The sequence below is a fragment of the Stenotrophomonas sp. PFBMAA-4 genome (genome assembly GCF_030053215.1).
Classification (GTDB): domain Bacteria; phylum Pseudomonadota; class Gammaproteobacteria; order Xanthomonadales; family Xanthomonadaceae; genus Stenotrophomonas.
Genome location: NZ_JASGBW010000006.1, coordinates 125771 through 148818, shown reverse-complemented (window position 1 = coordinate 148818; position 23048 = coordinate 125771). Strand labels below are relative to the sequence as shown.

The following is a 23048-nucleotide window of genomic DNA, read 5'->3' as shown; positions in this document are numbered from 1 at the left end:
CAACACTGACAAGGGGATACGACGTGGCTGGACTGACCGAATCGCTGAATGCACTGATGGGTATCGACGGCGCGCAGGCCGTGGCGCTGGTCGACTACGAGAGCGGCATGCTGCTGGGCGAAGCCGGCGCGGGCATGGACATGGAAGTGGCCGCGGCAGGCAACACCGAAGTGATCCGCGCGAAGATGAAGACCGCCGCCTCGCTCAACCTCAATGACAGCATCGAGGACATCCTCATCTCGCTGGGCAAGGCGTACCACATCATGCGCCCGGTGGCGAAGAAGCGGGGCCTGTTCTTCTACATCGTGCTGGACCGTGCGAAGAGCAACCTCGCCCTGGCCCGGCGCAAGGTGCAGGACGTGGAATCCGAGCTGGCGATCTGAGCCACCGGCTCGGCTGCTTCTGCTCCGGCCTTTCGTAGAGTCGAGCTTGCTCGACTTCTGCCAGAAGCAGTCGAGCAAGCTCGACTCTACAGAAGCGAAGCCAGCCGAGCATGGGCTCGGCTCTACACAACCCACCCCACGCCGGCGTATGGTGGATGCCCGTCTCCCTGCCGAGCCGTGCATGTCCCAGCCTGACATCGCCGCCGACCTGGCACCGCGCATCGCCGTGGCCATCCGCGATGGCTTCGAGGACTACCACGCCCGTTTTGCCGCGATCACGGCGCGGGCGCGGTTGCGCTTCGAGCAGCGCGACTGGACCGCCGCGCGGCAGGATGCGGTCGAGCGCATCGCCCTGTACGACCTGTGCATCGCCGAGCGCATGGACGCGCTGCGGCGCATGGCCGGCGATGCCATCGGCGTGCGTGCGCTGTGGCTGCAGGTGCACGCGCACTACAGCGCACTGCTGCAGGGGCTGATCGACGCCGAGCTGTACAAGACCTTCTACAACACCCTGGCGCGGCGCCTGTTCGCGACCCGGGGCGTCGACCCGGCGCTGGAGTTCATCGCGTTCGACATCGAACCCTCCGATGCGATCACCCACCCGGTGGCGCGCCACACCTATGCGGTATCGCCCACGCGCCCGGTGGAAGCGCTGCAGCGGGTGCTGGCTGACTACCGCTTCGACGTGCCGTATGCACACCAGCTGCGCTGCGCAGCGGCCATCGCCATCCGCCTGCAGGATGACCTCGCGCACTGGGGCGACACCCCGGTGCGCAGCATCGAGCTGCTCGACACGGTGTTCTACCGCGAACGCCGTGCCTACCTGGTCGGCCGTGTGTTCGGCGAACACCGCTTTTCGCCCTGCATCATCGCCCTGGTCAACGACGAACAGGGCCTGCGTGCCGACGCGGTGCTGACCCGCCGCCGTGACGTCGCCCATCTGTTCGGTGTCTCGCGCAGCTATTTCCAGGCCGGCCTGGCCACGGTCGGTGACGCGGTGGTGTTCCTGCGCAGCCTGCTGCCCGGCAAGCCCATCGACGAAATCTACACCGTGCTGGGCCGTGCCAAGCAGGGCAAGACCGAGCGCTACCGCACCTTCTTCCGCCACTTCAACGAACACCCGCACGAGCGCCTGGTGCACGCCGAGGGCACCCCGGGCATGGTCATGGCGGTGTTCACCCTGCCCAGCTACCCGCTGGTGTTCAAGCTGATCCGCGACCGCTTCGCCTGGCCCAAGGCAATGTCGCGGCAGCAGGTGGAAGAGAAGTACGCGCTGGTGTTCAACCTGGATCGCGTTGGCCGCCTGCTCGATGCACAGCCTTACCGCCACCTGCGCTTCCCGCGCGAGCGCTTCGCCCCGGCGCTGCTGGACGAGCTGTTGCAGCAGTGCGCGCAGAGCGTGCGCGTGCAGGGCGATGAGATCGAGATCGCCCTGTGCTACGTGCAACGCCGTTTCCGTCCGTTGAACCTGTACCTGCGCGAGCAGGGTGCGCCGGCCGTGCGCGCGGCCGCGCTGGACTACGCGCAGGCGATCAGCGACATGGCCCGCAACAACATCTTTCCCGGTGACATGCTGCCGAAGAACTTCGGTGTGTCGCGGCATGGTCGCGCGGTGTTCTATGACTACGACGAGCTGTGCCTGGTCAGTGACTGCGTGTTCCGCGCCTGGCCGCAGCCACGCACGCCGGAAGAAGCCCTTGCCGACGAGCCGTGGTTCCATGTCGGCCCGCGCGATGTGTTCCCCGAGCGCTTCGGGCCGTTCATGGGGCTGCCGGCGCAGGAGCTGGCAGCGGTGCGCGAGCACTACCGCCACCTGTTCGATCCCGCCTGGTGGCAAGGCCTGCAGGCCCGCTTCGCCAGTGGCGATTACCCTGACACGCCACCGTATGCCGCCGATCATCGATTGGCCTGACCGACCCGGCCACTGGCCCTGCGGCGCGAAACTCGGTTAGGCTGGACCATCATTGCCAAGGATCCGGTACCGATGCGCTCATCCCTTTGTCTTGCTCTTGCCCTGGCGGTCGGCAGCGTTGCCGCCATCACCGCTTTTGATGCCCCTGCGCAGACCACGAAGGCGGTGCGCGCCACCGCCGAGGCCAGCATGGTGCTGACCGGCACCATCGACGTGGCCACTGACGGCTCGGTCAGCAATCTCGTACTGGACCAGCGCGAGCGCTTGACGCCCACGATCGCGGGTTTCGTCGACGGCACCATCCGCAGCTGGCGCTTCGAACCGACCGTGCAGGACGGACGTGCGGTGTCCGTGACGGCACCGATCCGCGTGCGCCTGCTCGGCAAGCCTGCCGCTGACGGCACGATGGAAGTGCGCATGACGGGCGTCAACTTCAACGTGTACAGCGACAAGGATACCGACACCGTGACGCGGCGCGAGATGGGGCCGCCGAGCTATCCGCAGCAGGCGTTCCGCAACGGCGTGCAGGGCGAGGTGGTGCTGCTGATCAGGGTGGACCGGAACGGCAATGCAGCCGACGTCGCCACCGAGCAGGTGAACCTGGGGGTCGTGGGGCCCGAGCGCTCCATGCGGCAGATGCGTGATCTGTTTGCCAATGCCAGCACCGCCGCCGCCCGCAAGTGGACCTTTGCACCGCCGACCACCGGCAAGGACAAGGACGCTGCCGAGTGGACGGTGCGTACGGTGGTCAGCTACACGATGAGTGACGGGCCGGGCGTCCAGCCAACGCCCTACGGCGTCTGGAAGCCCTTCATCCCGGGCCCGCGCCAGTCGGCGCCGTGGCGCCAGCAGGATGTCGCGCAGGAGGGTAGTGACCTGCTGCCGGCCGGCGGCGTGTACATGGTGGATGGTGCCAATCGTGGCCTGCGTCTGCTGACGGCACTGGCAAAGGACTGAGTCCCATCCGGTCCCTCGTGTTCCAGGGCTGCGTGGCATGCCGCGCGCTGGCAACGAGGAACCTGTCTTTCAAGCACAAGGAGTGAGTGTGATGCGATCTTCCCTTTTCCTGGCGCTGGCGCTGGCCCTCGGCGGCGGTGCCGGCTGCATCGGCAGCGCAGACGCGCAGAGCGTGCGCGAGGTGCGCAAGCAGATGGAGGCCAGCATGACGCTCAGCGGCGTCATCAACATCGGCCGCGAAGGCCAGGTCGAAGGCTTCCAGCTGGACCACCGTGACAAGGTGGCCACCGACGTGGCGCGCCTGGTCGAGGGCACGGTCAACAGCTGGCGCTTCGAACCGGTGCTGGTCGACGGCAAGGCCGTGCGCGCGCGGACCGATGTCCGCCTGCGGCTGCTGGCGGACAGCCTGACCGGCACCACCATGCAGGTCCGCGTGGCCGATGCGAACTTCGGCCCGGTCGATGAAGAGAACACGCTGTCCAGCGACAACGTCAGGGCACTGAAGATGCGCCCGCCGGTCTACCCGGAACGGGCGGCGGCCATCCGCGGCCAGGGTGAGGTGACGCTGCTGGTCAAGGTCGGGCGCGATGGCAAGGTGGCCGACGTGGTTGCCGAGCGTACCAACCTGACCGTGGTGGCGCCGGAGCGCCAGATGCAGATGCTGCGCGACGTGCTGGCCAAGGCCAGCGTGAGTACTGCCCGCAGCTGGACGTTCAGCATTCCGACCACCGGCGACTACAAGGACGAAGAATTCTGGACCGTGCGCGTGCCGGTCAACTACGCCTTCGACGCCCGGTCGGAGCGTTACGGCCGCTGGTCGGCCTACATCCCGGGCCCGCGCCAGCAGGCACCGTGGAAGACCGGCGAAGACGAAAAGGCCACCGATAGCGACCTGCTGCCCGAAGGCGGCGTCTACATGGTCGGCCGCAACGACGGCCCGCGCCTGCTGACCCCACTGGGCTGAGCGGCGCGGTGACGACAGCGCCGGGTATCGCCCGGCGCTTCCGTATGCAGGTCACTCCGCGTGCGGGTATACCACCACGCGGTTGCGGCCTTGTTCCTTGGCCAGGTACAGCGCCTTGTCGGCCAGCCGCAGCGCCTGTTCCACATCGGCATGGAACGTGGGGAAGTGGGCCACGCCCAGCGATACGGTGAGGGTACCGACCGGCGCGAACGGCTGCCCGGCAATCGCCTGGCGCAGGCGCTCGGCGGTCTGCTGCGCCGCCGTTACACCGACGCCCGGCAGCAGCACCAGGAATTCCTCGCCGCCGGCGCGGCACAGCACGTCGGTTTCGCGCGAATGGCGGCGCATCTGCTCGGCGATATGGACGATGGCGGCATCGCCGACGTCGTGGCCGTGGCCGTCGTTGATCGACTTGAAGCGGTCGATGTCCAGCGCCACGATCGCGAACGGCTGGCCCTGTGCCTGCAGCATCTCCAGCGCGTTCTGCAGCCCGCGGCGGTTCAGCAACCCGGTCATCGGATCAGTACGGCTGGCGCGGTTGAGGGTACCGATGCGGTCCTGCAGTGCGTTGAAGCTGTACAGCACCGCCTGTTTCAGCTGCGCCACTTCGAAGTACCACGCGCGGATACCGGTGACGTGGTTGATCGCATTGCCGGTGTCTTCGCCTTCCTGCACGTTGCGCGCCAGCTGCCACAGCGGCATCGAGATGCGCCGCGCGAACCACCAGGTGATCAGCAGCGACAGCACGCCCAGCGGGATCGCGTTCCAGATGACCGAGGACATCAGGCGCGACAGCGGCTGCAGGGTCGCCTCGGCCGGGCGCTGGGCGATGATGCCCCAGCCGGTGGCCGGCACCGGGGCATAGCCGGACAGCTGGGCCACGCCATGGTTGTTGACCAGCTGCTGGCTGCCGGAACGACCGCCCATCACCGCCTTCACCGCCGCGTTGTCCAGCGCGTAGGTGCCCACTTCCTTCGGGTTGTTGTGGTAGATGATGCGGCCGTTGTGGTCGACCACGTACAGGTAGGATCCGTCGCGGTAGTAGTGCTTGCCCAGCAGCGTGTGCAGCGCGCTGCGCTGGCGCAGGTACAGCGTGCCGCTGACGTAGCCGAGGTAGGTGCCCTGGCGGTCGAATACCGGGTGCGACAGCGAGATCAGCAGCTTGCCGGTGGCCGACTGGTAGGGATCGCTGATCAACGGCTGGCGGCGCGCCAGTGCCTGGTTGCTGCCGAAGCTCTTGAGCACTTCGCCCTGCAGCTGCAGGGTCTGCGGTGAGGTGGCGATGACCAGGCCGCTGGCATTGACCACCAGCGAGGAGTTGAAGCTGCTGGACTGCAGCTGCAGGCGGCTGGCTTCGTCCTGCGCGTGGCCGGCATCCAGCCCGCTCTCACCGAGCCGGGTGGCAGCGTAGGCCAGCTGCTGCTGCGCGGACAGCAGGAAGGTCTGCGTCGTTTCGGCCAGCTTGCTGGTGTAGACGCGGTTGGCTTCCAGGGTGTTGCCCACCAGTTGGTCGCGCTGCACGCGGTAGCTGGCCAGCAATGTGTTGCCGAGGGCGATGAGCGTACTCAGCAGGGCCAGCGCAAGAATCAGCTTGCCCAGGTTGAGGCGGTTGGAGATGGGTGGCATGCAGCGACTGCGCCCACTGCTGCGGCAGCGCAGCCGGGCACGAACGATGGGGGAGCCGCCATTATGGGCACATTCGCCCTCCGCAGGGACAGGCCCGGTGTCCCGGTGTCAGCGTTGCAGGCGCCGCCGCAGCGTATCGCGCACGCGCTCGGCGCCCGCCGCATCCAGCGGCGCGAGCACGCCACGCGCATCCTGCGGCACATGCGCGGCCGTATGTTCGCCCGCATCGAACACATAGTGATCGAGCATCGTGCGCCAGTGCGCGCGCTGTTCCGGCGGCAGGTCGCGCAGGGCGAGGATGGCCAGCATCAGCGCGTTCATCGGCGAATCCATCCACGCCGGCACCGGGCGCCACCAGCTGTTGACCAGCACGTTGAACGGTTCCAGGCCTTCCATGTGGTGCCACCACAGCGAGGGAATGAACACCGCATCGCCCGGTTCCAGCTCGGCCACCAGGGCGTGCTCCCAAGCCTGGGCGAAGCGCGGGAAGCGCTGCAGGTCCGGTGCATGGAAATCGACCAGGCTGATGGCCTGTCCGGCGGGGGTGAAATCCAGCGGCCCGACATACAGGTTCTCGACCTGTGCGGGCGCGAACAGGGTGACGCGGCGGCGACCGGCCGCCACGCACGCCAGGTTGTCCGGCACGTCCTGGTGGGCGGCGATGCGCGAGCGGTTGCCGATCCAGATGCTGGCCAGCGGATCGGCGACGCCCAGGTGCAGCGGGTTGGCCTGGCTGAAGCCGGGCAGGAAGCTGTCCAGCGTGGTCGAGGCGACGTAGATCGACGGCGGCGCGGGATCGCTGGCGTACTTCAGCAGGGTGGCCAGCACCACTTTCAGCGGGATCTGTTCGCGGCGGAAATTGAAGCCGCTCATGTCCTCGTTGTAGAACAGCCGCCCGTGCGTGTCGGGTGCGGCGGTGGTCGCCGTCACCGGCATCTGCCCGTGGTCGAAGCCGGCCAGGTGGGCCACCGCCTCGGCGGCGGACCGGCGCGCGGCCCTCACCAGTGGCCAGTGCGCCACCAGCCCACGGATCACCTTCGGCGTGGTCCAGGTGGGCAGCTGCGCGTGCAGCTGCGCCGGGTCCAGGCCGTGGATCTCTTCGATGGGGCGGGGCTGGGGCAGCATGCGTGGGTATCCGGAGCGGAGTGGAGCCGAGCATGGGCTCGGCTCTACAGCAGTGCACAAGCCGATCCTGTAGACCCGAGCCCACGCTCGGCTCCACAGTACTGCAGCCGGTCAGAACTTGTAACGCACGCCGAACATGTAGCGCGGGCCGGTCTGGGTGGCGTAGCGCAGCATGTTGGTGTGGCGCGAGTAGGTGCGCATGGTCTCGTCGGTCAGGTTGATCGCTTCCAGGCTCAGGGTCAGCTGCTCGCTCACCGCGTAGCTGATGTTCAGATCGAGCTGGCCGTACGCCGCGGTGTAGTTCGGGTTCGGGCCCTGGCCGCCGATGCCGTTGAGGAACTTGTCACGCCAGTTGTAGGCCGCGCGCACCTGCCAGGCGTTCTTGTCATAGAACGCGACCAGGTTGGCCGAGTCGCTCAGGCCGATCATCGGGTACTGGTCGCCCAGGCTGAGGTTGTTGAAGGTCAGCCCGGACTTCACCTTGGTGTAGTTGGCCGCCACGCCGAAGCCGGATTGGCCGAACAGGTGCTGCACCGCCACTTCCCAGCCATCCAGGTGGTCCGAGTGCTGGTTGGCCGGCACGGTGATGTCGAAGCCGGCGATCGGATCGGTCGGCAGGCCTTCGATGGTGCCCGTCAGCTGGCCGGCCGAGTTGACGCCGGTGAAGTTCACGCCGGGGTCGCCGGCATGGTTGGTGAAGATGTAATCGCGGATGCAGGGCATGTCGGTGCCGCCGCACGACGCCAGTGCCTCGTTCCAGTAGGCGCCGCCGACGGGCGTGTGCAGGTTGCCGCTGTTCTCGCGCACCACGGTGTCGCTGATGAAGTTCTTGATGTTCTTGCGGAAGAAGCCGGCCGAGGCGTAGCTGGCCTCGCCGTAGTACCACTCCAGCGAGAGGTCGAAGTTGTCCGAGATCAGCGGCTCCAGGCTGGGGTTGCCGCGGCTGCCGCTGCCACCCTGGGTGCGCACGATGTCGGCCAGCGACTGGCCGCTCTGGATCTGCGTCCAGCTCGGGCGGCCCAGCGTGCGGCTGTAGCTGCCGCGCAGTGCCAGCGATTCGCTCAGGTCCAGCTTCAGGTCGACGTTGGGCAGCACGTAGTCGTACTTGCCGCGGCCGCCGATGAAGCTGCTTTCCGGCGCGTAGACGATGTTCAGCTCGTTGGCCGAGCCCCAGCTGATGCCGGTCGGCACGCGCACCATCGCGTTGGATTCCACTTCGGTCTGCTCGTAACGCACGCCGGCGGCCACGTGCAGCGGCATCGACCAGTCGAAGGTGGTGCGGTACTGCAGGAAGGCGCTGCGCGTCTTCTCGGTGGTGCGGATGTCTTCGGAGTACTCGCTCGGTGCGTAGTAGCAGGTCGGGCAGGCCGGGTCGGCAGCGGTACCGACCTGGGCGGCGCGGTCGATCAGGCGGTCGAAATCGAACACCAGGAACTGGCCGGTCAGGCGCGGATCGCTGTGCCCGGAGAAGGCCTTGAAGTACTTGGCCATGTTGTCGGCGTACCAGATGTCATCGGCATAGTCGGCCGGTGAACCGAGGCCGCCCCAGGTATTGCGCTGCATGATGGCCGAGGCCGAGCGGTTCTCCACCTGGGTGTGGCCGATGCCGAAATCCAGCGCCGAATAGTCGGCGAAGCGGAACGTACCGCGGCCCTGGTACTGCTGCACCTCGGACTTGTTGTAGCTGTTCTGGAACACCGAGCCGGTGACCAGCGCATCGGAGGCCTGCACGCCGCCCGGGGGCAGCGCGATGTTGATGATCGGCAGGTCACCGCTGTAGTCGACGGTGGTCTTGCCGCGCACGAAGGCGGCCACGCCAAGCACGCCGGCCGAGCCGTAAGGGCTGTCCGGCTGCGATTCGGCGGTGGAGTTGTGCGCATCGAACGACAGGTCCAGGGCGTCGTTCACTTCCCAGTCCACGTTGAAGCCCAGCGAGTGCATGCCGGTCTTGGTGGCCAGCCGCGCGCCGCCCATCGACACGTCCGAATTGGTCATGTCTTCGCTGTAGATGATCGGCGCGGCCACCGGGCCATTGGTCCAGGTGCTGTCGCCCGGGCCGTAGTTGAACCACACCGACAGCTCGCTGCGCTGCTGCTGCACCTTGTTCTCGACATAGGTGTAGTCCAGCGTGGTGGTGACATTGTCGGTCGGCTTCCACTGGAACGTGGCCTGCGCGTTGGTGCGCTGGCGCTGCACGCCGTTGACGTTGTAGGCGGTGTTCTGCGGCCGCCCATACACATCGTTCGGGCCCGGCCGGTTGGTGATGCGGTCCGAGTAACCCTGGCCCGGCTGCGGCAGGGTGCGCCCATCGGTGGTGTTGTTGCCGTAGAACGTCGCCCAGCCCTCGGCCACGGTGGCCTGGTTGAAGCCGGAATCGCGCTCCTGGTGGCTGGCACTGAAGGCCACGCCGAAGCGGTCGTCGGCATAGCGCTGGCTGAAGATGCCCGACAGTTCGCCGGTGACGTTCGACCCCTGCAGCGTGCGCGGCAGGTTGTCGTTGGAGGAATCGTTGACCGCCTTCAGGCCGAGGCTGATCACCGGCTCCGATTCCAGCGGCCGCAGGGTCTTGATGTTGATGGTGGCGCCGATGCCACCGGCCGGGTTGTCGGCGCGGCTGGTCTTGTACACCTCCACCGCGGAGATCGATTCGGAAGCGAGGTTGGCGAAGTCGAACGAGCGCGAACCGTTCAGGCCGGCACCGCCGTTGCCCAGGTTGGACGCGGGCATCTGGCGGCCGTTCAACAGCACCAGGTTGTAGTCGGGGCCGATGCCGCGCACGGTCACCTTGGAACCTTCGCCGCTGGAGGTGCGGTCGATCGACACGCCGCTGATGCGCTGCAGCGATTCGGCCAGGTTGGTATCCGGGAACTTGCCGATGTCCTCGGCGACGATGCCATCGACCACGCCCTGGCTGTCGCGCTTGAGGTTCATCGACGACTGCAGGCTGCCGCGGATACCGGTGACCTGCACGGTATCGAGCGTGGCCGGGTCGGGCGTGTCGCCGGCAGGTGCGTCCTGCGCCCATGCCGGTGCGGCGAGCGCTGCGAGCAGCGCGGAAGTGAGCATCGTCTTGCGAGGTACTGCCTTGTACGTCTTCATGGAAGCTCCCTCCCCAGGGAATTCGGTTGTGTCGTTGCGGCGTTGTCTCGATCGCGGGTTACTGCACATGGCCGGATTGGAGCGACGGTTGACAGCGTTGTCAACAAACTGCCATCAAGTGCGCCTGGCCAACGCCTGCGTGGGCCGCGATGTAACCGTTGCCATGCACCTGCTCACGCCGATGAATTGCCTTTGGCTGCGGCATCTGCAGCGCTTTTTCAGGCATGACAGCGCTGCCAATCGATCGGCGGAAAAACGTTGTGCGGTGCAGAACGAAACTGCGCGGATGCCGCGCCAGGGCGCTTCAGCATGGCGGGAGGAGAGGACTGACAGCGCTGGACAACGGCAATGACCGGTGGATGTCGTGCATGTCCACTGGATGACTTGAATCACTGACCGGGAGGACAGGTTCTGGACATGGTGACGACTGTCAGCGGACAGTACGTGCGGCGACGCCACAACGGGCGCGTTGGCCCGCTGCGGCAGGGCTCAGCGTCGGCGCGGCGCGGCGGTGGACTCGCGTTCCAGCACCGCGTGCTCGACGGTGATCATGCGCCCGGCAGCATCGGCGCGGATGTGCTCGATCAGCTGCTCGGTGGCCAGCCGGCCCATGTGCGCGGTCGGCTGGCGCACGGTGGTCAGTGCCGGGTAGATGTGCCCGGCAATCGGCGTGTCGTCGAAGCCGCACACCGACAGATCGCGCGGCACGCGCAGCCCGCGCTCGCCGGCCACGCGGTAGACCGCAGCGGCCATGTCATCGTTGGCCGCGAAGATCGCCGTCGGCGGATCGTCGAGGTCGAGCAGGACGTTGGCCGCGTCCACGCCGGACTCGAACGAGAACTGGCCGTTGGCCACCAGCTGCGGATCGTAGGCAATGCCGGCCTCGCGCAGCGCCTGCCGGTAGCCGGCGTGGCGCCACTGGCAGGCACCATGCGCGCGTGGCCCCTTGATGTGGCCGATGCGGCGGTGGCCCTGCGCAACCAGGTGTCCGATCAGTTCGACCACGGCGGTGGTTTCATCCATGCGCACGCCGATGCGGCCTTCCGGATGGCGTGGCGCGATGCAGGCGAAGGGAATGTCCTGTTCTTCCAGCCAGGACAGCACCACCTCGTCATCGGTCAGCGGCGGGATCAGCACCACGCCGTCGGGGCGCGAATTCTCGAACAGCGCGGCCAGGTCGGGCAGGGTGCGGCGGCCGGTGCCGACCGGGCCCAGGATCAGGTTGTAGTGCTGCGCATGACAGGCTTCCAGCATGCCGCTCTGGATTTCCATCAGGTAGTTGCGCGAGGGATTGTTGTAGACCAGCGCCAGTGCATACGAGCGCTGCCCGGCCAGGCTGCGCGCCGACAGGTTGGGCTTGTAGCCCAGCCGCGCCACCGCCGCCAGCACGCGTTCGCGGGTCTGCTCGCGCACGTTCGGCTCATGGTTGAGCACGCGCGACACGGTCTTGATCGAAACCCCTGCAACGGCGGCGACATCCTCGATTCGACTGCGCATGGTGCGATGGTTCCTCCTGGAAGGCGGCGGGCACGCGGCGATGGTAGTGCGTGCTGGCCCGGTCGATGTTGCCGAAGCAGGCGGATGGTGCCACGACAGGAGGGGCGCTGGCACGTCCCGATTTCGTGTCGCGATGCAGCACCCGCGCACTGCGATGGCGCGTCGATGATGCGCCAGGCCCCGTGGTTGCGGGACGCCCGGCACGTTGCCCGCCAACAACGATTGACAGCAGCGGGGTCGCCTTATATGACAGCGCTGTCAGGAGCGGTGCGCAAGCGCCCATGCCGGCGTGCGGTCGCAGACACGCGCGCCAGGAATTTCATCCACGGAGGTAGAGCCCAGTGAATCGCCACACCCAGACCCTTCTTGCCAGCTGCCTGTTGGCCGCCCTTGCCGCGCCGGTCGGTGCCGCACCGGCCAGCGGCGAACGTCTGCAGGACTGGCCGCGCGTGCACAGCGCGATCACCGCCGACGCGCAGATCGAAAGCCGCGTGCAGCAGATCCTTTCGCAGATGACGCTGGCGCAGAAGATCGGGCAGATGACCCAGGCCGAGATCAAGACGATCACGCCGGAGCAGGTACGCCGCTACTACATCGGCTCGGTGCTCAATGGCGGCGGCTCGTGGCCGGGCATGAACAAGCACGCCAGCGTGCAGGCGTGGCTGGAGCTGGCCGATGCCTACCATGCCGCCTCGCTGGCCACCGATGCGAAGACGCCGGTGCCGGTGATCTGGGGCACCGATGCGGTACACGGCCACAACAACGTGCTGGGCGCGACCCTGTTTCCGCACAACATCGGCCTGGGCGCCGCCGGTGATCCCGAACTGATCGAGCGCATCGGCGAGGCGACCGCGCGGTCGGTGCGCGCCACCGGCATCGGCTGGGTCTTCGCGCCCACCCTGGCCGTGGCCCACGACCCGCGCTGGGGCCGCACCTACGAAAGCTATTCGTCCGACCCGGCAGTGATCCGCAGCTTCGCCCACGCCTACGTGAAGGGCGCGCAGGGCGCCTTCAAGGATGACGGCAACGTAATCACCACCGCCAAGCACTACCTGGGCGACGGCGCCACCGACAGCGGCCGCGACCAGGGCGAGGCGCTGGTCGACAAGGCGACGATGATCAACGTGCATGCGCAGGGCTACTACGGCGCGCTGGCCGAAGGCGCGCAGACCGTGATGGCCTCCTTCAACAGCTGGAACGACCGTGCCGCCGGCATCGACTACGGCAAGATGCACGGCAGCAAGGCCCTGCTGACCGATGCGCTGAAGGACAAGATGGGCTTCGACGGCTTCGTCGTCTCCGACTGGAACGGCATCGCCCAGGTGCCGGGCTGCCGCAACGACAGCTGCGCGCAGGCCATCAACGCCGGCATCGACATGGTGATGGTGCCCGATGACTGGAAGGCCTTCATCGACAACACCACCGCGCAAGTGCAGAAGGGCGAGATCCCGATGGCACGCATTGATGACGCAGTGACGCGCATCCTGCGGGTGAAGCTGCGTGCCGGGCTGTTCGAACACAAGCCGTCCGACAGCCGCTATGCCGGTGATGCCACTGCCGTGCAGCACCGCGAGCTGGCGCGGCGTGCGGTGCGCGAATCGCTGGTGCTGCTGAAGAACGAAGGCAAGGTGCTGCCGCTGCGCCGCGACGCGCGCGTGCTGGTAGTCGGCAAGGGCGCCGACAACATCGGTGACCAGTCCGGTGGCTGGTCGCTGACCTGGCAGGGCACCGAGAACAGGAATGCCGACTTCCCCAACGCCGACTCGGTGCTGGGCGCGCTGCGCGCCGAACTGGGTACGGACAAGGTCAGCTTCAGCGCCGATGGCCAGGGCATCGATCCGAAGGCATTCGACGTGGTGCTGGCGGTGATCGGCGAGACGCCGTATGCGGAAACCAACGGCGACATCCTCGCCTCGGACACGGTGAGCCACAGCCGCGCCTATCCGCAGGACCTGGCCGTGCTGAAGGCCGCCGCAGCGGCCGGCAAACCGGTGGTGACGGTCTATATGTCCGGCCGGCCGATGTACACCAACGACCTGCTGAACCTGTCCAGCGCCTTCGTCGCGGCCTGGCTGCCGGGCACCGAAGGCAAGGGCGTGACCGACGTGCTGGTGGCGGGCAAGGGCGGCAAGCCCGCGCACGACTTCCGTGGCCGCCTCAGCTTCCCGTGGCCGGGCGTGCCGTGCCCGGCACCGATCGACCAGCCTGATGCGAAGAAGCCGTCGCTGTTCGCGCTGGGCTATGGCCTGAGCTACGCCAAGGGCGGCAAGGTCGCGCGCCTGGACGAAGCCAACCCGGACAGCTGCGGTGAAGTGACCGTGCTGCCGATCTTCAACCGTGCCGACACGCCGCCGTTCGCCCTGCACGTGGCCGCCGCGGGTGCGACCCAGCCGCTGGGCAGCGATCTGAACGCCACGCTGCGCTGGCCCACCGCCAAGCCGGTGGTGCAGGTGCGTACCGTGCAGGTGAACACCCAGCAGGACGCCAAGGAGGTGACCTGGCTGGCCCCCGCGCAGCTGATCGCACGCAGCACCTCGCGTCGCAACCTGGGCGCACTGGCACGCAGCAACGGCGCGCTGCAGTTCGATGTGCAGCTGGTGAAGCGCCCGGCCTCGCCGGTGAAGGTGACCATGCAGTGCGGCAGTGGCTGCGAGGGTGGGGTGGATATCGCGCCGCTGCTGGCCAAGCTCTCGCCCGGCCAGAAACAGACGGTGACCGTGCCGCTGGCGTGCTTCGCCAAGCAGGGCGTGGCACTGGGCGCGGTGGAAGCCCCGTTCGTGGTGACCGCCGACACGCCGTTCGCTGCAGCGTTCACCCAGGTCAAGCTGACCGCCAATACGGCCAATGCCGAGGGTGCGGTGGCCTGCCCGTAAGCCACGCGGTGGCGCCGGGTGATGGCCGGCGAGCGGATCAAAGCTTGATGCCGTTCCGTCCACGTGTCCTGGTGCGCCGTTAAACTGGCGCACCAGGAAGCGATCCGCGTGTCGTGCGGATCCACAGACAAGGACGACCATGCGCCGTTTACTCCAGAGCGTGAGGCTGCAGCCTCATGGTTCCACCATCGATGTCACGTGCGTGACCGAAGCACGCGCGCTGCTTGAATTGGTGCGGCAGGGCGCGTACGCGCAGGCTTCGGCGATGATGGCCGAGCTCCACGAAGGCAGCCAGGTGGATTTCTACGCCTACCTCGGCAAGCAGGTGCAGGCGCCTGCGCTCGCCGCGCAATGGCACGCACACGCGCCCGATTCCATCGATGCCGCATTGCTGCTGGCCTTTGCCGAGCTGGGCGAAGGATGGCGCCTGCGCGGCGAAACCTACTTCCATGAAATCCCCGAAGCGCGCCGGCGCGCCTTCCCGCTGAAGTTCCAGGCGGCGCAGCGGCTGTTCAAGGCACTGGCCGAGCGTGCGGACGCACCGCCGCTGGCGTTCTATGGCCTGCTGCACTGTGACGTGGTGTGCGACATCGAACGTGAGGCGCGCAGCGAGCGCTTCGCGCAGGTGATGGCGCTGGCGCCGTACCACGCACCCTCGGTCTACATGCTGGCCAAGGCCAGCATGGAAAAGTGGGACGGCAGTGACGAGGAGATGTGGGCGTACCTGCGCTGGATCAGTGACAACGCCCCGCGCGGCCGCGATGCCCATGCGGCGATCGCGGCGCACGTGGTGGAATGGACCTACCCGTGGATGGACGAGTGCGATGCGCCGCTGGAGATCGTCGGGGTGGTGCGCACCGCCGACGTGCCCGGCCTGGCCGACCTGGTGCGCAAGGCGCTGCTGGACTGGCTGGACGTGCAGCCCGCCGGCCTGGAGCGCGCGCTGGCGTCCTGCACCTCATCGCGTGAGCGCCGCCATCGCGCCGAGTTCGCCCTGGCCCTCTACCTTGTTGGTGCCTGGGACGAGGCGCGCGTGGTGATGAAGGCGCAGGGCGGCAAGGTGCCGGTCGAACCGTGGTGCTACCTGGCCTATCGCGGCAGCAGCATGCTCAGCGAAATGCTGGGCGGCACGCTGCGCTGTGCCGGCCTTGCCCACGACCGCATCTGCCGTGACCTCGGCCTGGACCCGCGCGAGGTCTGCGCATAGAGGCATCTCGCCGGGCATGCCCCGGCGCTACCGGTAGATCCACGCCGCCGGGCCAGCCCGGCGAACGAAGTAGATCCACGCCATGCGTGGATGCCTGCCGCCGCGAAAGCCCAAAAAAAGCCCCGCAGTGCGGGGCTTTCTTCTTATCGCTTCATGGAACCGAAGAACTCGTCGTTGGACTTGGTGTTCTTCATCTTGTCCAGCAGGAATTCCATCGCGGCCATTTCATCCATCGGATGCAGCAGCTTGCGCAGGATCCAGATCTTCTGCAGCAGTTCCGGTTCGATCAGCAGGTCTTCGCGGCGGGTGCCCGAACGATTGATGTCGATGGCCGGGAACACGCGCTTTTCAGCGATGCGACGGCTCAGGTGCACCTCGCTGTTGCCGGTGCCCTTGAACTCTTCGTAGATCACCTCGTCCATCTTCGAGCCGGTGTCGACCAGCGCGGTGGCGATGATGGTCAGGCTGCCGCCTTCTTCCACGTTGCGCGCGGCACCGAAGAAGCGCTTCGGGCGGTGCAGGGCGTTGGCGTCCACGCCGCCGGTCAGCACTTTGCCCGAGCTCGGCACCACGTTGTTGTAGGCGCGGGCCAGGCGGGTGATGGAGTCCAGCAGGATCACCACGTCCTTCTTGTGCTCGACCAGGCGCTTGGCGCGCTCGATGACCATTTCGGCCACCTGCACGTGGCGCGCGGCCGGCTCGTCGAAGGTCGAGCTGATGACCTCGCCGCGCACGGTGCGCTGCATTTCGGTCACTTCTTCCGGGCGCTCGTCGATCAGCAGCACGATCAGGTGCACGTCCGGGTGGTTGGTGGTGATGGCCGTGGCCACCTGCTGCATCATCATCGTCTTGCCGGCCTTCGGCTGGGAGACGATGAGCGAGCGCTGGCCCTTGCCCTGCGGCGCCATCAGGTCGAGGATGCGGCCGGTGATGTCTTCCGAGGAACCGTTGCCGCGCTCCAGGGTGAAGCGGCGACGCGGGAACAGCGGGGTCAGGTTCTCGAACAGCACCTTGTTCTTCGACGCTTCGATCGGCTCACCGTTGATGGTGTCGACGATGTTCAGCGCGAAGTAGCGCTCGCCGTCCTTCGGGAAGCGGATGCGGCCGGAGATGTGGTCGCCGGTGCGCAGGTTGAAGCGGCGGATCTGGCTGGGCGAGATGTAGGTGTCGTCCGGGCCGGCCAGGTAGCTGGCCTCGGCCGCGCGCAGGAAGCCGAAGCCGTCGGGCAGGATTTCCAGCACGCCGTCGGCGGCGACGCCGTCACCGTGGCGTGTCAGCACCTTCAGCAGGGCGAAAATGACGTCCTGCTTGCGGGCGCGGGCGACGCCTTCGGAGATCTGCAGCTGCTCGGCGATTTCCAGCAGCTTCTGCGCCGGCATGCGCTTGAGGTCGCTCAGCGAGTAGACCGGGAAGCCTTCCGGCACGTTGGCGTGCGGGCGCGGCACGAAGGGCTGCTGCTCGCCACCGTCCTGCGGCATGCCGTCATCGCGGCCACGGCCACCACGGTCGCGGTCGCGACGGTTGCGGAAGCGGTCGCGGCGGTTGCCCTGGCCCTGATGGCCGTTCTGGCCACCCTGGTTGTAGGGATTGTTGTTCTGGCCCTGGTTCTGGCCGCCACCCTGACCACCCTGGTGGTTCTGCTGGCGGGGCTGGCCGGATTCGCGGCCTTCGCCGCCATCACCGCCGCCGGAGGCGGGGGCTTCAGCAGCGGGCGCGCTCGGCGCGGGGGCGGCTGCGGCCGGTGCCGGCGCTTCGGGCGCGGGTGCCAGCGGCAGGGTCGGCTGCGCGGGCGCAGCGCTGGTTTCGGCGGCGGCCGGAGCGGCTGCCTTGCTCACGCGGGGCTTGCGCACGCGCTTTTCGGCGGGCGCATCGGCGCTGCCGGTTTCGGGAGTGTTATCGGACAAGAGCGTTATTCCTCGCTTGAAGGTGCGAGCGCCCGGCTGGGGCGGCGAACGTTGGGAATGGGTCTGGAAGAAACTGCGTCCAGAGGGTGCGGCACGCGAACGCGGCCGGATATGCCGACACTATCATCGGCCAGCGGCGCCGTGCAAGGGTCACCGGGTATTGCATTCATGCGGGCGCCGGGCGCCCAGCGGCAGCCGCGGTCAGCGGCTGCCGTGGAACATCAGGATCAGGCCAGGGCTTTGTCCAGCAGACCGGCCAGCTGGGCCTTGCCCACCGCACCGATCTGCTCGCCGACCTTTTCGCCGTCCTTGAAGACGACCAGGTACGGGATCGAACGCACGTGGTACTTGGCGGCCAGCGCGCGGTTGTTGTCGACGTTGACCTTGGCGATCTTGGCGCGGCCCTGGTAGGCGTCGGCCAGTTCGTCCAGCGCGGGGGCGATCATCTTGCAGGGGCCGCACCACTCTGCCCAGAAATCGACCAGCACCGGTTCCTTGGAATTCAGCACGGCGCTATCAAAGTCGGCATCGCCGACGTGTACAACCTTGTCGCTCATCTTGGTTTCTCGTCTTGGATTGCACCCGGCCAGGCCGGAGGTGGGTGAACTGGGCCATGCCCGGTGGCGCGACCCTCGTCGTTGCCTCGCGGCGGTCTGCCGCGGTGCGTTCGGCGGGATGCCTGGACGCTCACGGCCGGCAGTGTACCCCTATCGCGCGGCAGGGACAGTTGCTGGCTGGAACCCAGCGTATCGTGATCGTGTCCCAGCCCGGTATGTGTCGGATTTCACTGTCTTCGAGGAGATGGGGGTGGCACCGGGGCAGGGCCAGTGGCCGGCACAGGGCCGTTCAAGTGGCGTGTGGCTGGGTGAAGGCCCCGTGCGGGGGGGCGCCGTCTCCCGGTCCCATGAGACGGGCGGTTCCGGTTTGCCGGCCCGAGTGCGTTAAACTGGGGCATTGTGCGGCGTGCGGACCGGGTGGTCCCCGCCTGCCAACCCGCCGCAGGGGCCGCAGTTTGCGACGGTGCCCCTAGACGATGAAGTGCCAGCCGCCCCGTGGGCCGGCGGCCATACCAAGACGGACTCATGAGCGACAAACCGCTGACCGATTTGACCTTCTCCTCCTTCGAGCTGCATCCGGCCCTGCAGGCCGGCCTTGAAGGAGCCGGATTCACCCGCTGCACCCCGATCCAGGCGCTGACCCTGCCGGTCGCGCTGCCCGGCGGTGATGTTGCCGGCCAGGCGCAGACCGGCACCGGCAAGACGCTGGCCTTCCTGGTCGCTGTCGTGAACCGCCTGCTGACGCGTCCGGCACTGGCCGACCGCAAGCCGGAAGACCCGCGCGCCCTGATCCTGGCGCCGACCCGCGAACTGGCCATCCAGATCCACAAGGATGCGGTGAAGTTCGGTTCCGACCTGGGCCTGCGTTTCGCCCTGGTCTACGGCGGCGTCGATTACGACAAGCAGCGCGAACTGCTGCAGCAGGGCGTGGACGTGATCATCGCCACCCCGGGCCGCCTGATCGACTACGTGAAGCAGCACAAGGTGGTTTCGCTGCACGCCTGCGAGATCTGCGTGCTGGACGAAGCCGACCGCATGTTCGACCTGGGCTTCATCAAGGACATCCGCTTCCTGCTGCGCCGCATGCCCGAGCGCACCACCCGCCAGACCCTGCTGTTCAGCGCCACCCTCAGCCACCGCGTGCTGGAGCTGGCCTACGAGCACATGAACGAGCCGCAGAAGCTGGTGGTCGAAGCCGAGACCATCACCGCCGCGCGCGTGCGCCAGCGCATCTACTTCCCGGCCGATGACGAGAAGATCCCGCTGCTGCTGGGCCTGCTGTCGCGCAGCGAAGGCGCGCGCACCATGGTCTTCGTCAACACCAAGGTGTTCGTCGAGCGCGTGGCGCGTTCGCTGGAAAAGGCCGGCTACCGCGTCGGCGTGCTGTCCGGCGACGTGCCGCAGAAGAAGCGCGAGAGCCTGCTCAACCGCTTCCAGAAGGGCCAGCTGGAAATCCTGGTGGCCACCGATGTGGCCGCCCGCGGCCTGCACATCGATGGCATCAAGTACGTCTACAACTACGACCTGCCGTTCGACGCCGAAGACTACGTGCACCGCATCGGCCGTACCGCGCGCCTGGGCGAAGAGGGTGATGCGATCAGCTTCGCCTGCGAGCGCTACGCGATGGGCCTGCCGGACATCGAGGCCTACATCGAGCAGAAGATTCCGTCCGAGCCGGTCACCAAGGAACTGATGACCCCGCTGCCGCGCCCGGAACGCCCGGCCCCGGCCGAAGGCGAGGAAGGCGACGACAACGAAAGCGTCGGCCAGATCTTCCGCGAAGCGCGCGAAGCCCGCGCCGCCGAGGAAGAGCGTCGTGGCGGTGGCCGCAGTGGCGGCCGTTCCGGCAGCGGCGGCGGTGGCCGTGGTGGCCGCGACGGTGAGCGCAGTGGCGAACGCCGTCCGCGTGGCCCGCGCAAGCCGCGCGTGGAAGGCGAGCAGGCTGCTGCCGCGCCGGTTGCCGGTGCCGAAGGCGCCGCTGCCCAGGCCCCGCGTCCGCCGCGCCCGCCGCGTGCCGAAGGCGCACCGGAAGGTGCCGCCGATGGCGAGCACAAGACGCGCAAGCGTCGTCGTCGTCGCCACGGCCGTCCGGTCGAAGGTGCCGAGGGCGCGCAGAACACCGCCGGCAATGGCGCCAGCCCGGTCACCCCGGTGCAGGTGGTGGCCAAGCCGGTGCGTACCGCTGCCGACACCGGTGATTCGTTCCTGACCCGTATCGGCCGCAAGATCCGCCGGATGCTGTCGGGCAGCTGATCGGTGTGCCGACCAACGGTCGGCACCCACCAAACCGACCGGTAGCGCCCGACCGTTGGTCGGGTGGCTTTAACGGCGTGCCGACCAACGGTCGGCACCCACCACCAACGGTCGGCACCCACCGGACCGGAAGGTTTTCGCCGGGCATGGCCCGGCGCTACCGATCCGTCGCGCCGGTCCTGCATAATCGGGGCATGAGTGTCCTGCGCTTCGACAATGTCAGCAAACAGTACGCCGGTGGCCACGAAGCCCTGACCGATGTCAGCTTCGAAGTAGCCCCCGGCGAAATGCTGTTCGTCACCGGCCATTCCGGGGCGGGCAAAAGCACCCTGCTCAAGTTGATCCACCTGGACGAGCGGCCCAGCCGCGGTGCGGTGGTGTTCGACGAGCGCAACCTGCTGAAGGTGCGCGGCGGTGACATCCCGCGCCATCGGCGCGCGGTGGGCGCGGTCTACCAGGATCACCGCCTGCTGATGGACCGCTCCATCGCCGAGAACGTGGCGTTGCCGCTGATCCTGCGCGGCACCCGCCGCGGCGATATCGCCAAGCGCGTGCGCTCGGTGCTGGAACGCATGGGCCTGGGCCACCGCGAAAAGGCACTGCCCTCGCAGTTGTCGGCCGGTGAGCAACAGCGCGTGGGCATCGCCCGCGCGATCGTCGGCGAACCCAAGCTGCTGGTGGCCGACGAGCCGACCGGCAACCTCGACCCGACCCTGGCGGCGGAGATCATGGCCCTGTTCGCCGAGCTGCCCTCGCGCGGCACCAGCGTGCTGGTGGTCAGCCACGACCTGCCGCTGCTGCGCCGCATGCGCAAGCGCGTGCTGATCCTCGACCATGGCCGGCTGGCGGACGACATCTCGCCGCAGGACCTGGCGGAGTAACGCATGGGCAAGAACGAAAACAGCGAAACCGCCGCACCGTCGCGCCTGGGCGTGTGGTTCCATCACCATGCCCACAGCGTGGTGTTCAGCCTGGGCCGCGCCTGCCGCAAGCCGTGGGCCACCCTGCTGACGGTGATGGTCATGGCGCTGGCGCTGGCATTGCCGCTGGGGCTTTCCATCGCCCTGGACAACCTCAAGCAGTTCGCCGGCAGCGTGCAGCAGTCGCGCGACATCAACGTGTTCCTCAAGGCCGATGTCGATGGCCCCGGCGCGCTTCGCCTGGCGGGCGAACTGCGCGACCGCCAGGACGTGGCCAACGTGACCGTGCGCACGCCCGAACAGGGCCTGCAGGAACTGCGCGACTCCGGCCTCGGCGAAGCCATCGACGCACTCAACGACAACCCGCTGCCGTCGCTGCTGGTGGTCACCCCGGGCCAGGGGCAGGATGACGCCCGCCTGGCGCGCGCGCTGGAAAGCCTGCCCGGTGCCGACCTGGTGCAGCACGATGCCCTGTGGCGGCAGCGCCTGGATGCCTGGCTGGCCTTCGGTGCGCGCCTGGTGCAGGTGCTGTCGGCGCTGCTCGGTGCAGGTGCCGCGCTGGTGGTGGGCAATACCGTGCGCCTGGACATCCAGGCCCGCCGCGAGGAAATCGGCGTGCTGCAGCTGCTGGGCGCCAGCGATGGTTTCATCCGCCGCCCGTTCCTGTACCTGGGTGCCTGGTATGGCTTGGGCGCCGGTGCGGTCGCGCTGGCCCTGATCAGCGTCGCCGGTGCTGCCCTGCGCACGCCGCTGGCCGAACTGTCGCGCAGCTACGGCAGCCCCTTCGTCCTGCACGGCCTGGACCTGCTGCATGGCAGCCTGGTGCTGCTCGGCACCCTGCTGCTGGGCTGGCTGGGTGCCTGGCTGGTGACCGGCCACTTCCTCCGCCAGACCCGCCCCACCGACACCTGAGACCGGCATGCAACCGCAAGCGTTGAAGCACCTTGAAGGGCCCGCGACGCGGGTGATGGTGGTCGATGGTTCCAAGCTGGTGCGCAGGCTGATCGCCGACGTCCTGCAGCGTGACCTGCCGGGCGTGGAGGTGATCGGCTGCGACAGCATCGAGGAGGCGCAGAAGGTGCTGGAGCAGGGTCCGGTGGACCTGGTGACCACCTCGCTGACCCTGCGCGATGGCGACGGCCTGGCGCTGGCCAAGCGCGTGCGCGAAGCCGCCGGCCAGGCCTACGTGCCGGTCATCGTGGTCTCCGGCGACGCGCAGCAGCACCTGGAACAGCGCCGCTTCACCGAGTACGTCACCGACTATTTCGACAAGGCGCTCGGCCACGAGGCGCTGGCGACCTTCATCCGCGGCTACGTGCAGCCGCAGACCATTCCCGGCGCCACCATCCTCTATGTCGAGGACAGCCGCGTGGTGGCCGAAGCGACCAAACGCATGCTCGAGCGGCAGCAGCTGAACGTGATGCACGTGGTCAGCGCCGAGGAAGCTTTCACCCTGCTCACCGCCGAATCGCTGGGCCGCAGCCGCCACCGCATCGACCTGGTGCTGACCGACGTCACCCTGAAGGGTGAGCTGAGCGGCCGCGACGTGGTGCAGCGCGTGCGCGTGGATTTCGGCTACGGCAAGCGCCGCCTGCCGGTGCTGGTGATGACCGGCGACGGCAACCCGCACAACCAGACCGGGCTGCTGCAGGCCGGCGCCAACGATCTGGTGCTCAAGCCGATCGAGGAGCGCCTGCTGGTGACCAAGGTGCTGTTCCAGTTGCGGCTGGCGCGTTTGAACGATGGACCCCTGTTGCGATAGAAGTGGCGT

The 23048-nt window shown here is 67.8% G+C and carries 17 protein-coding genes; 11 read left to right on the top strand and 6 right to left on the bottom strand.

The features are described from left to right. The first annotated feature begins 23 nt into the window (after positions 1-23). From QMZ26_RS06395 to QMZ26_RS06380, 4 genes are all read left to right on the top strand, one after another. Entirely contained in the window at positions 24-383 is a 360-nt protein-coding gene (locus QMZ26_RS06395) for a hypothetical protein (protein ID WP_079223818.1), read from the top strand. A gap of 181 nt (positions 384-564) precedes the next feature. Further along, entirely contained in the window at positions 565-2295 is a 1731-nt protein-coding gene (aceK, locus tag QMZ26_RS06390; protein WP_283220932.1) for a bifunctional isocitrate dehydrogenase kinase/phosphatase, read from the top strand. A gap of 72 nt (positions 2296-2367) precedes the next feature. Further along, entirely contained in the window at positions 2368-3252 is an 885-nt protein-coding gene (locus QMZ26_RS06385) for an energy transducer TonB (protein WP_079223816.1), read from the top strand. Between the two features lie 91 nt (positions 3253-3343). Further along, the gene (locus QMZ26_RS06380) at positions 3344-4216 is read left to right on the top strand and encodes an energy transducer TonB (RefSeq protein ID WP_345782660.1); all 873 of its coding nucleotides are present in this window, start codon (positions 3344-3346) and stop codon (positions 4214-4216) included. 51 nt (positions 4217-4267) lie between these two features. Here the strand turns inward: QMZ26_RS06380 and QMZ26_RS06375 are convergent, their stop codons facing one another. The 3 genes from QMZ26_RS06375 to QMZ26_RS06365 all read right to left on the bottom strand — a co-directional run bounded on the left by QMZ26_RS06375 (position 4268) and on the right by QMZ26_RS06365 (position 10066). Then, a complete protein-coding gene (locus tag QMZ26_RS06375) occupies positions 4268-5842 on the bottom strand; it encodes a sensor domain-containing diguanylate cyclase (protein ID WP_283220930.1) in 1575 nt (524 codons plus the stop codon). A 108-nt stretch (positions 5843-5950) separates the two neighbouring features. Continuing rightward, complete coding sequence (locus QMZ26_RS06370) at positions 5951-6967, bottom strand: cupin-like domain-containing protein (protein WP_283220929.1); 1017 nt, start codon at positions 6965-6967, stop codon at positions 5951-5953. 111 nt (positions 6968-7078) lie between these two features. Further along, entirely contained in the window at positions 7079-10066 is a 2988-nt protein-coding gene (locus QMZ26_RS06365; RefSeq protein ID WP_283220928.1) for a TonB-dependent receptor, read from the bottom strand. 67 nt (positions 10067-10133) lie between these two features. Here QMZ26_RS06365 and QMZ26_RS06360 point away from each other — a divergent pair, with 67 nt between their 5' ends. Then, entirely contained in the window at positions 10134-10418 is a 285-nt protein-coding gene (locus tag QMZ26_RS06360) for a hypothetical protein (RefSeq protein ID WP_283220927.1), read from the top strand. Between the two features lie 137 nt (positions 10419-10555). Here QMZ26_RS06360 and QMZ26_RS06355 read toward each other — a convergent pair whose 3' ends face one another. Then, complete coding sequence (locus QMZ26_RS06355; protein ID WP_283220926.1) at positions 10556-11563, bottom strand: LacI family DNA-binding transcriptional regulator; 1008 nt, start codon at positions 11561-11563, stop codon at positions 10556-10558. A gap of 341 nt (positions 11564-11904) precedes the next feature. On the opposite strand from QMZ26_RS06355, the gene QMZ26_RS06350 reads away from it, so the two are divergent. Continuing rightward, on the top strand, positions 11905-14436 hold the full coding sequence (locus QMZ26_RS06350; RefSeq protein ID WP_283220925.1) for a glycoside hydrolase family 3 protein: 2532 nt from the start codon (positions 11905-11907) through the stop codon (positions 14434-14436). Positions 14437-14638: 202 nt separating this feature from the next. Then, on the top strand, positions 14639-15643 hold the full coding sequence (locus QMZ26_RS06345; RefSeq protein ID WP_283220924.1) for a hypothetical protein: 1005 nt from the start codon (positions 14639-14641) through the stop codon (positions 15641-15643). A gap of 143 nt (positions 15644-15786) precedes the next feature. On the opposite strand, the gene rho is transcribed toward QMZ26_RS06345, so the two are convergent. Further along, complete coding sequence (rho, locus tag QMZ26_RS06340) at positions 15787-17547, bottom strand: transcription termination factor Rho (protein WP_283220923.1); 1761 nt, start codon at positions 17545-17547, stop codon at positions 15787-15789. A 227-nt stretch (positions 17548-17774) separates the two neighbouring features. Next, positions 17775-18104: a thioredoxin gene (gene trxA / locus QMZ26_RS06335; protein WP_025878607.1), complete on the bottom strand. Its 330-nt coding sequence runs from the start codon at positions 18102-18104 to the stop codon at positions 17775-17777. A 525-nt stretch (positions 18105-18629) separates the two neighbouring features. Between trxA and rhlB the strand changes: the two genes are divergently transcribed. From rhlB to QMZ26_RS06315, 4 genes are all read left to right on the top strand, one after another. Continuing rightward, positions 18630-20357, top strand: coding sequence for an ATP-dependent RNA helicase RhlB (gene rhlB, locus QMZ26_RS06330; RefSeq protein WP_283220922.1), 1728 nt, complete (start codon positions 18630-18632; stop codon positions 20355-20357). Positions 20358-20551: 194 nt separating this feature from the next. Next, complete coding sequence (gene ftsE / locus QMZ26_RS06325; RefSeq protein ID WP_079223801.1) at positions 20552-21238, top strand: cell division ATP-binding protein FtsE; 687 nt, start codon at positions 20552-20554, stop codon at positions 21236-21238. Positions 21239-21241: 3 nt separating this feature from the next. Further along, the gene (gene ftsX / locus QMZ26_RS06320) at positions 21242-22189 is read left to right on the top strand and encodes a permease-like cell division protein FtsX (protein WP_283220921.1); all 948 of its coding nucleotides are present in this window, start codon (positions 21242-21244) and stop codon (positions 22187-22189) included. A 7-nt stretch (positions 22190-22196) separates the two neighbouring features. Further along, positions 22197-23039 (top strand): response regulator, encoded by an 843-nt coding sequence (locus QMZ26_RS06315; RefSeq protein WP_108747506.1) that lies wholly within the window; start codon positions 22197-22199, stop codon positions 23037-23039. The last annotated feature ends 9 nt before the right edge of the window (positions 23040-23048 follow it).

Bases quoted from the DNA above. Each gene is read 5' to 3' on its own strand.
- aceK (WP_283220932.1), top strand. From the start codon at position 565: ATGTCCCAGCCTGACATCGCCGCCGACCTGGCACCGCGCATCGCCGTG.
- QMZ26_RS06385 (WP_079223816.1), top strand. From the start codon at position 2,368: ATGCGCTCATCCCTTTGTCTTGCTCTTGCCCTGGCGGTCGGCAGCGTT.
- QMZ26_RS06380 (WP_345782660.1), top strand. From the start codon at position 3,344: ATGCGATCTTCCCTTTTCCTGGCGCTGGCGCTGGCCCTCGGCGGCGGT.
- QMZ26_RS06375 (WP_283220930.1), bottom strand. From the start codon at position 5,842: ATGCCACCCATCTCCAACCGCCTCAACCTGGGCAAGCTGATTCTTGCG.
- QMZ26_RS06370 (WP_283220929.1), bottom strand. From the start codon at position 6,967: ATGCTGCCCCAGCCCCGCCCCATCGAAGAGATCCACGGCCTGGACCCG.
- QMZ26_RS06365 (WP_283220928.1), bottom strand. From the start codon at position 10,066: ATGAAGACGTACAAGGCAGTACCTCGCAAGACGATGCTCACTTCCGCG.
- QMZ26_RS06360 (WP_283220927.1), top strand. From the start codon at position 10,134: ATGGCCGGATTGGAGCGACGGTTGACAGCGTTGTCAACAAACTGCCAT.
- QMZ26_RS06355 (WP_283220926.1), bottom strand. From the start codon at position 11,563: ATGCGCAGTCGAATCGAGGATGTCGCCGCCGTTGCAGGGGTTTCGATC.
- trxA (WP_025878607.1), bottom strand. From the start codon at position 18,104: ATGAGCGACAAGGTTGTACACGTCGGCGATGCCGACTTTGATAGCGCC.
- rhlB (WP_283220922.1), top strand. From the start codon at position 18,630: ATGAGCGACAAACCGCTGACCGATTTGACCTTCTCCTCCTTCGAGCTG.
- ftsE (WP_079223801.1), top strand. From the start codon at position 20,552: ATGAGTGTCCTGCGCTTCGACAATGTCAGCAAACAGTACGCCGGTGGC.
- ftsX (WP_283220921.1), top strand. From the start codon at position 21,242: ATGGGCAAGAACGAAAACAGCGAAACCGCCGCACCGTCGCGCCTGGGC.
- QMZ26_RS06315 (WP_108747506.1), top strand. From the start codon at position 22,197: ATGCAACCGCAAGCGTTGAAGCACCTTGAAGGGCCCGCGACGCGGGTG.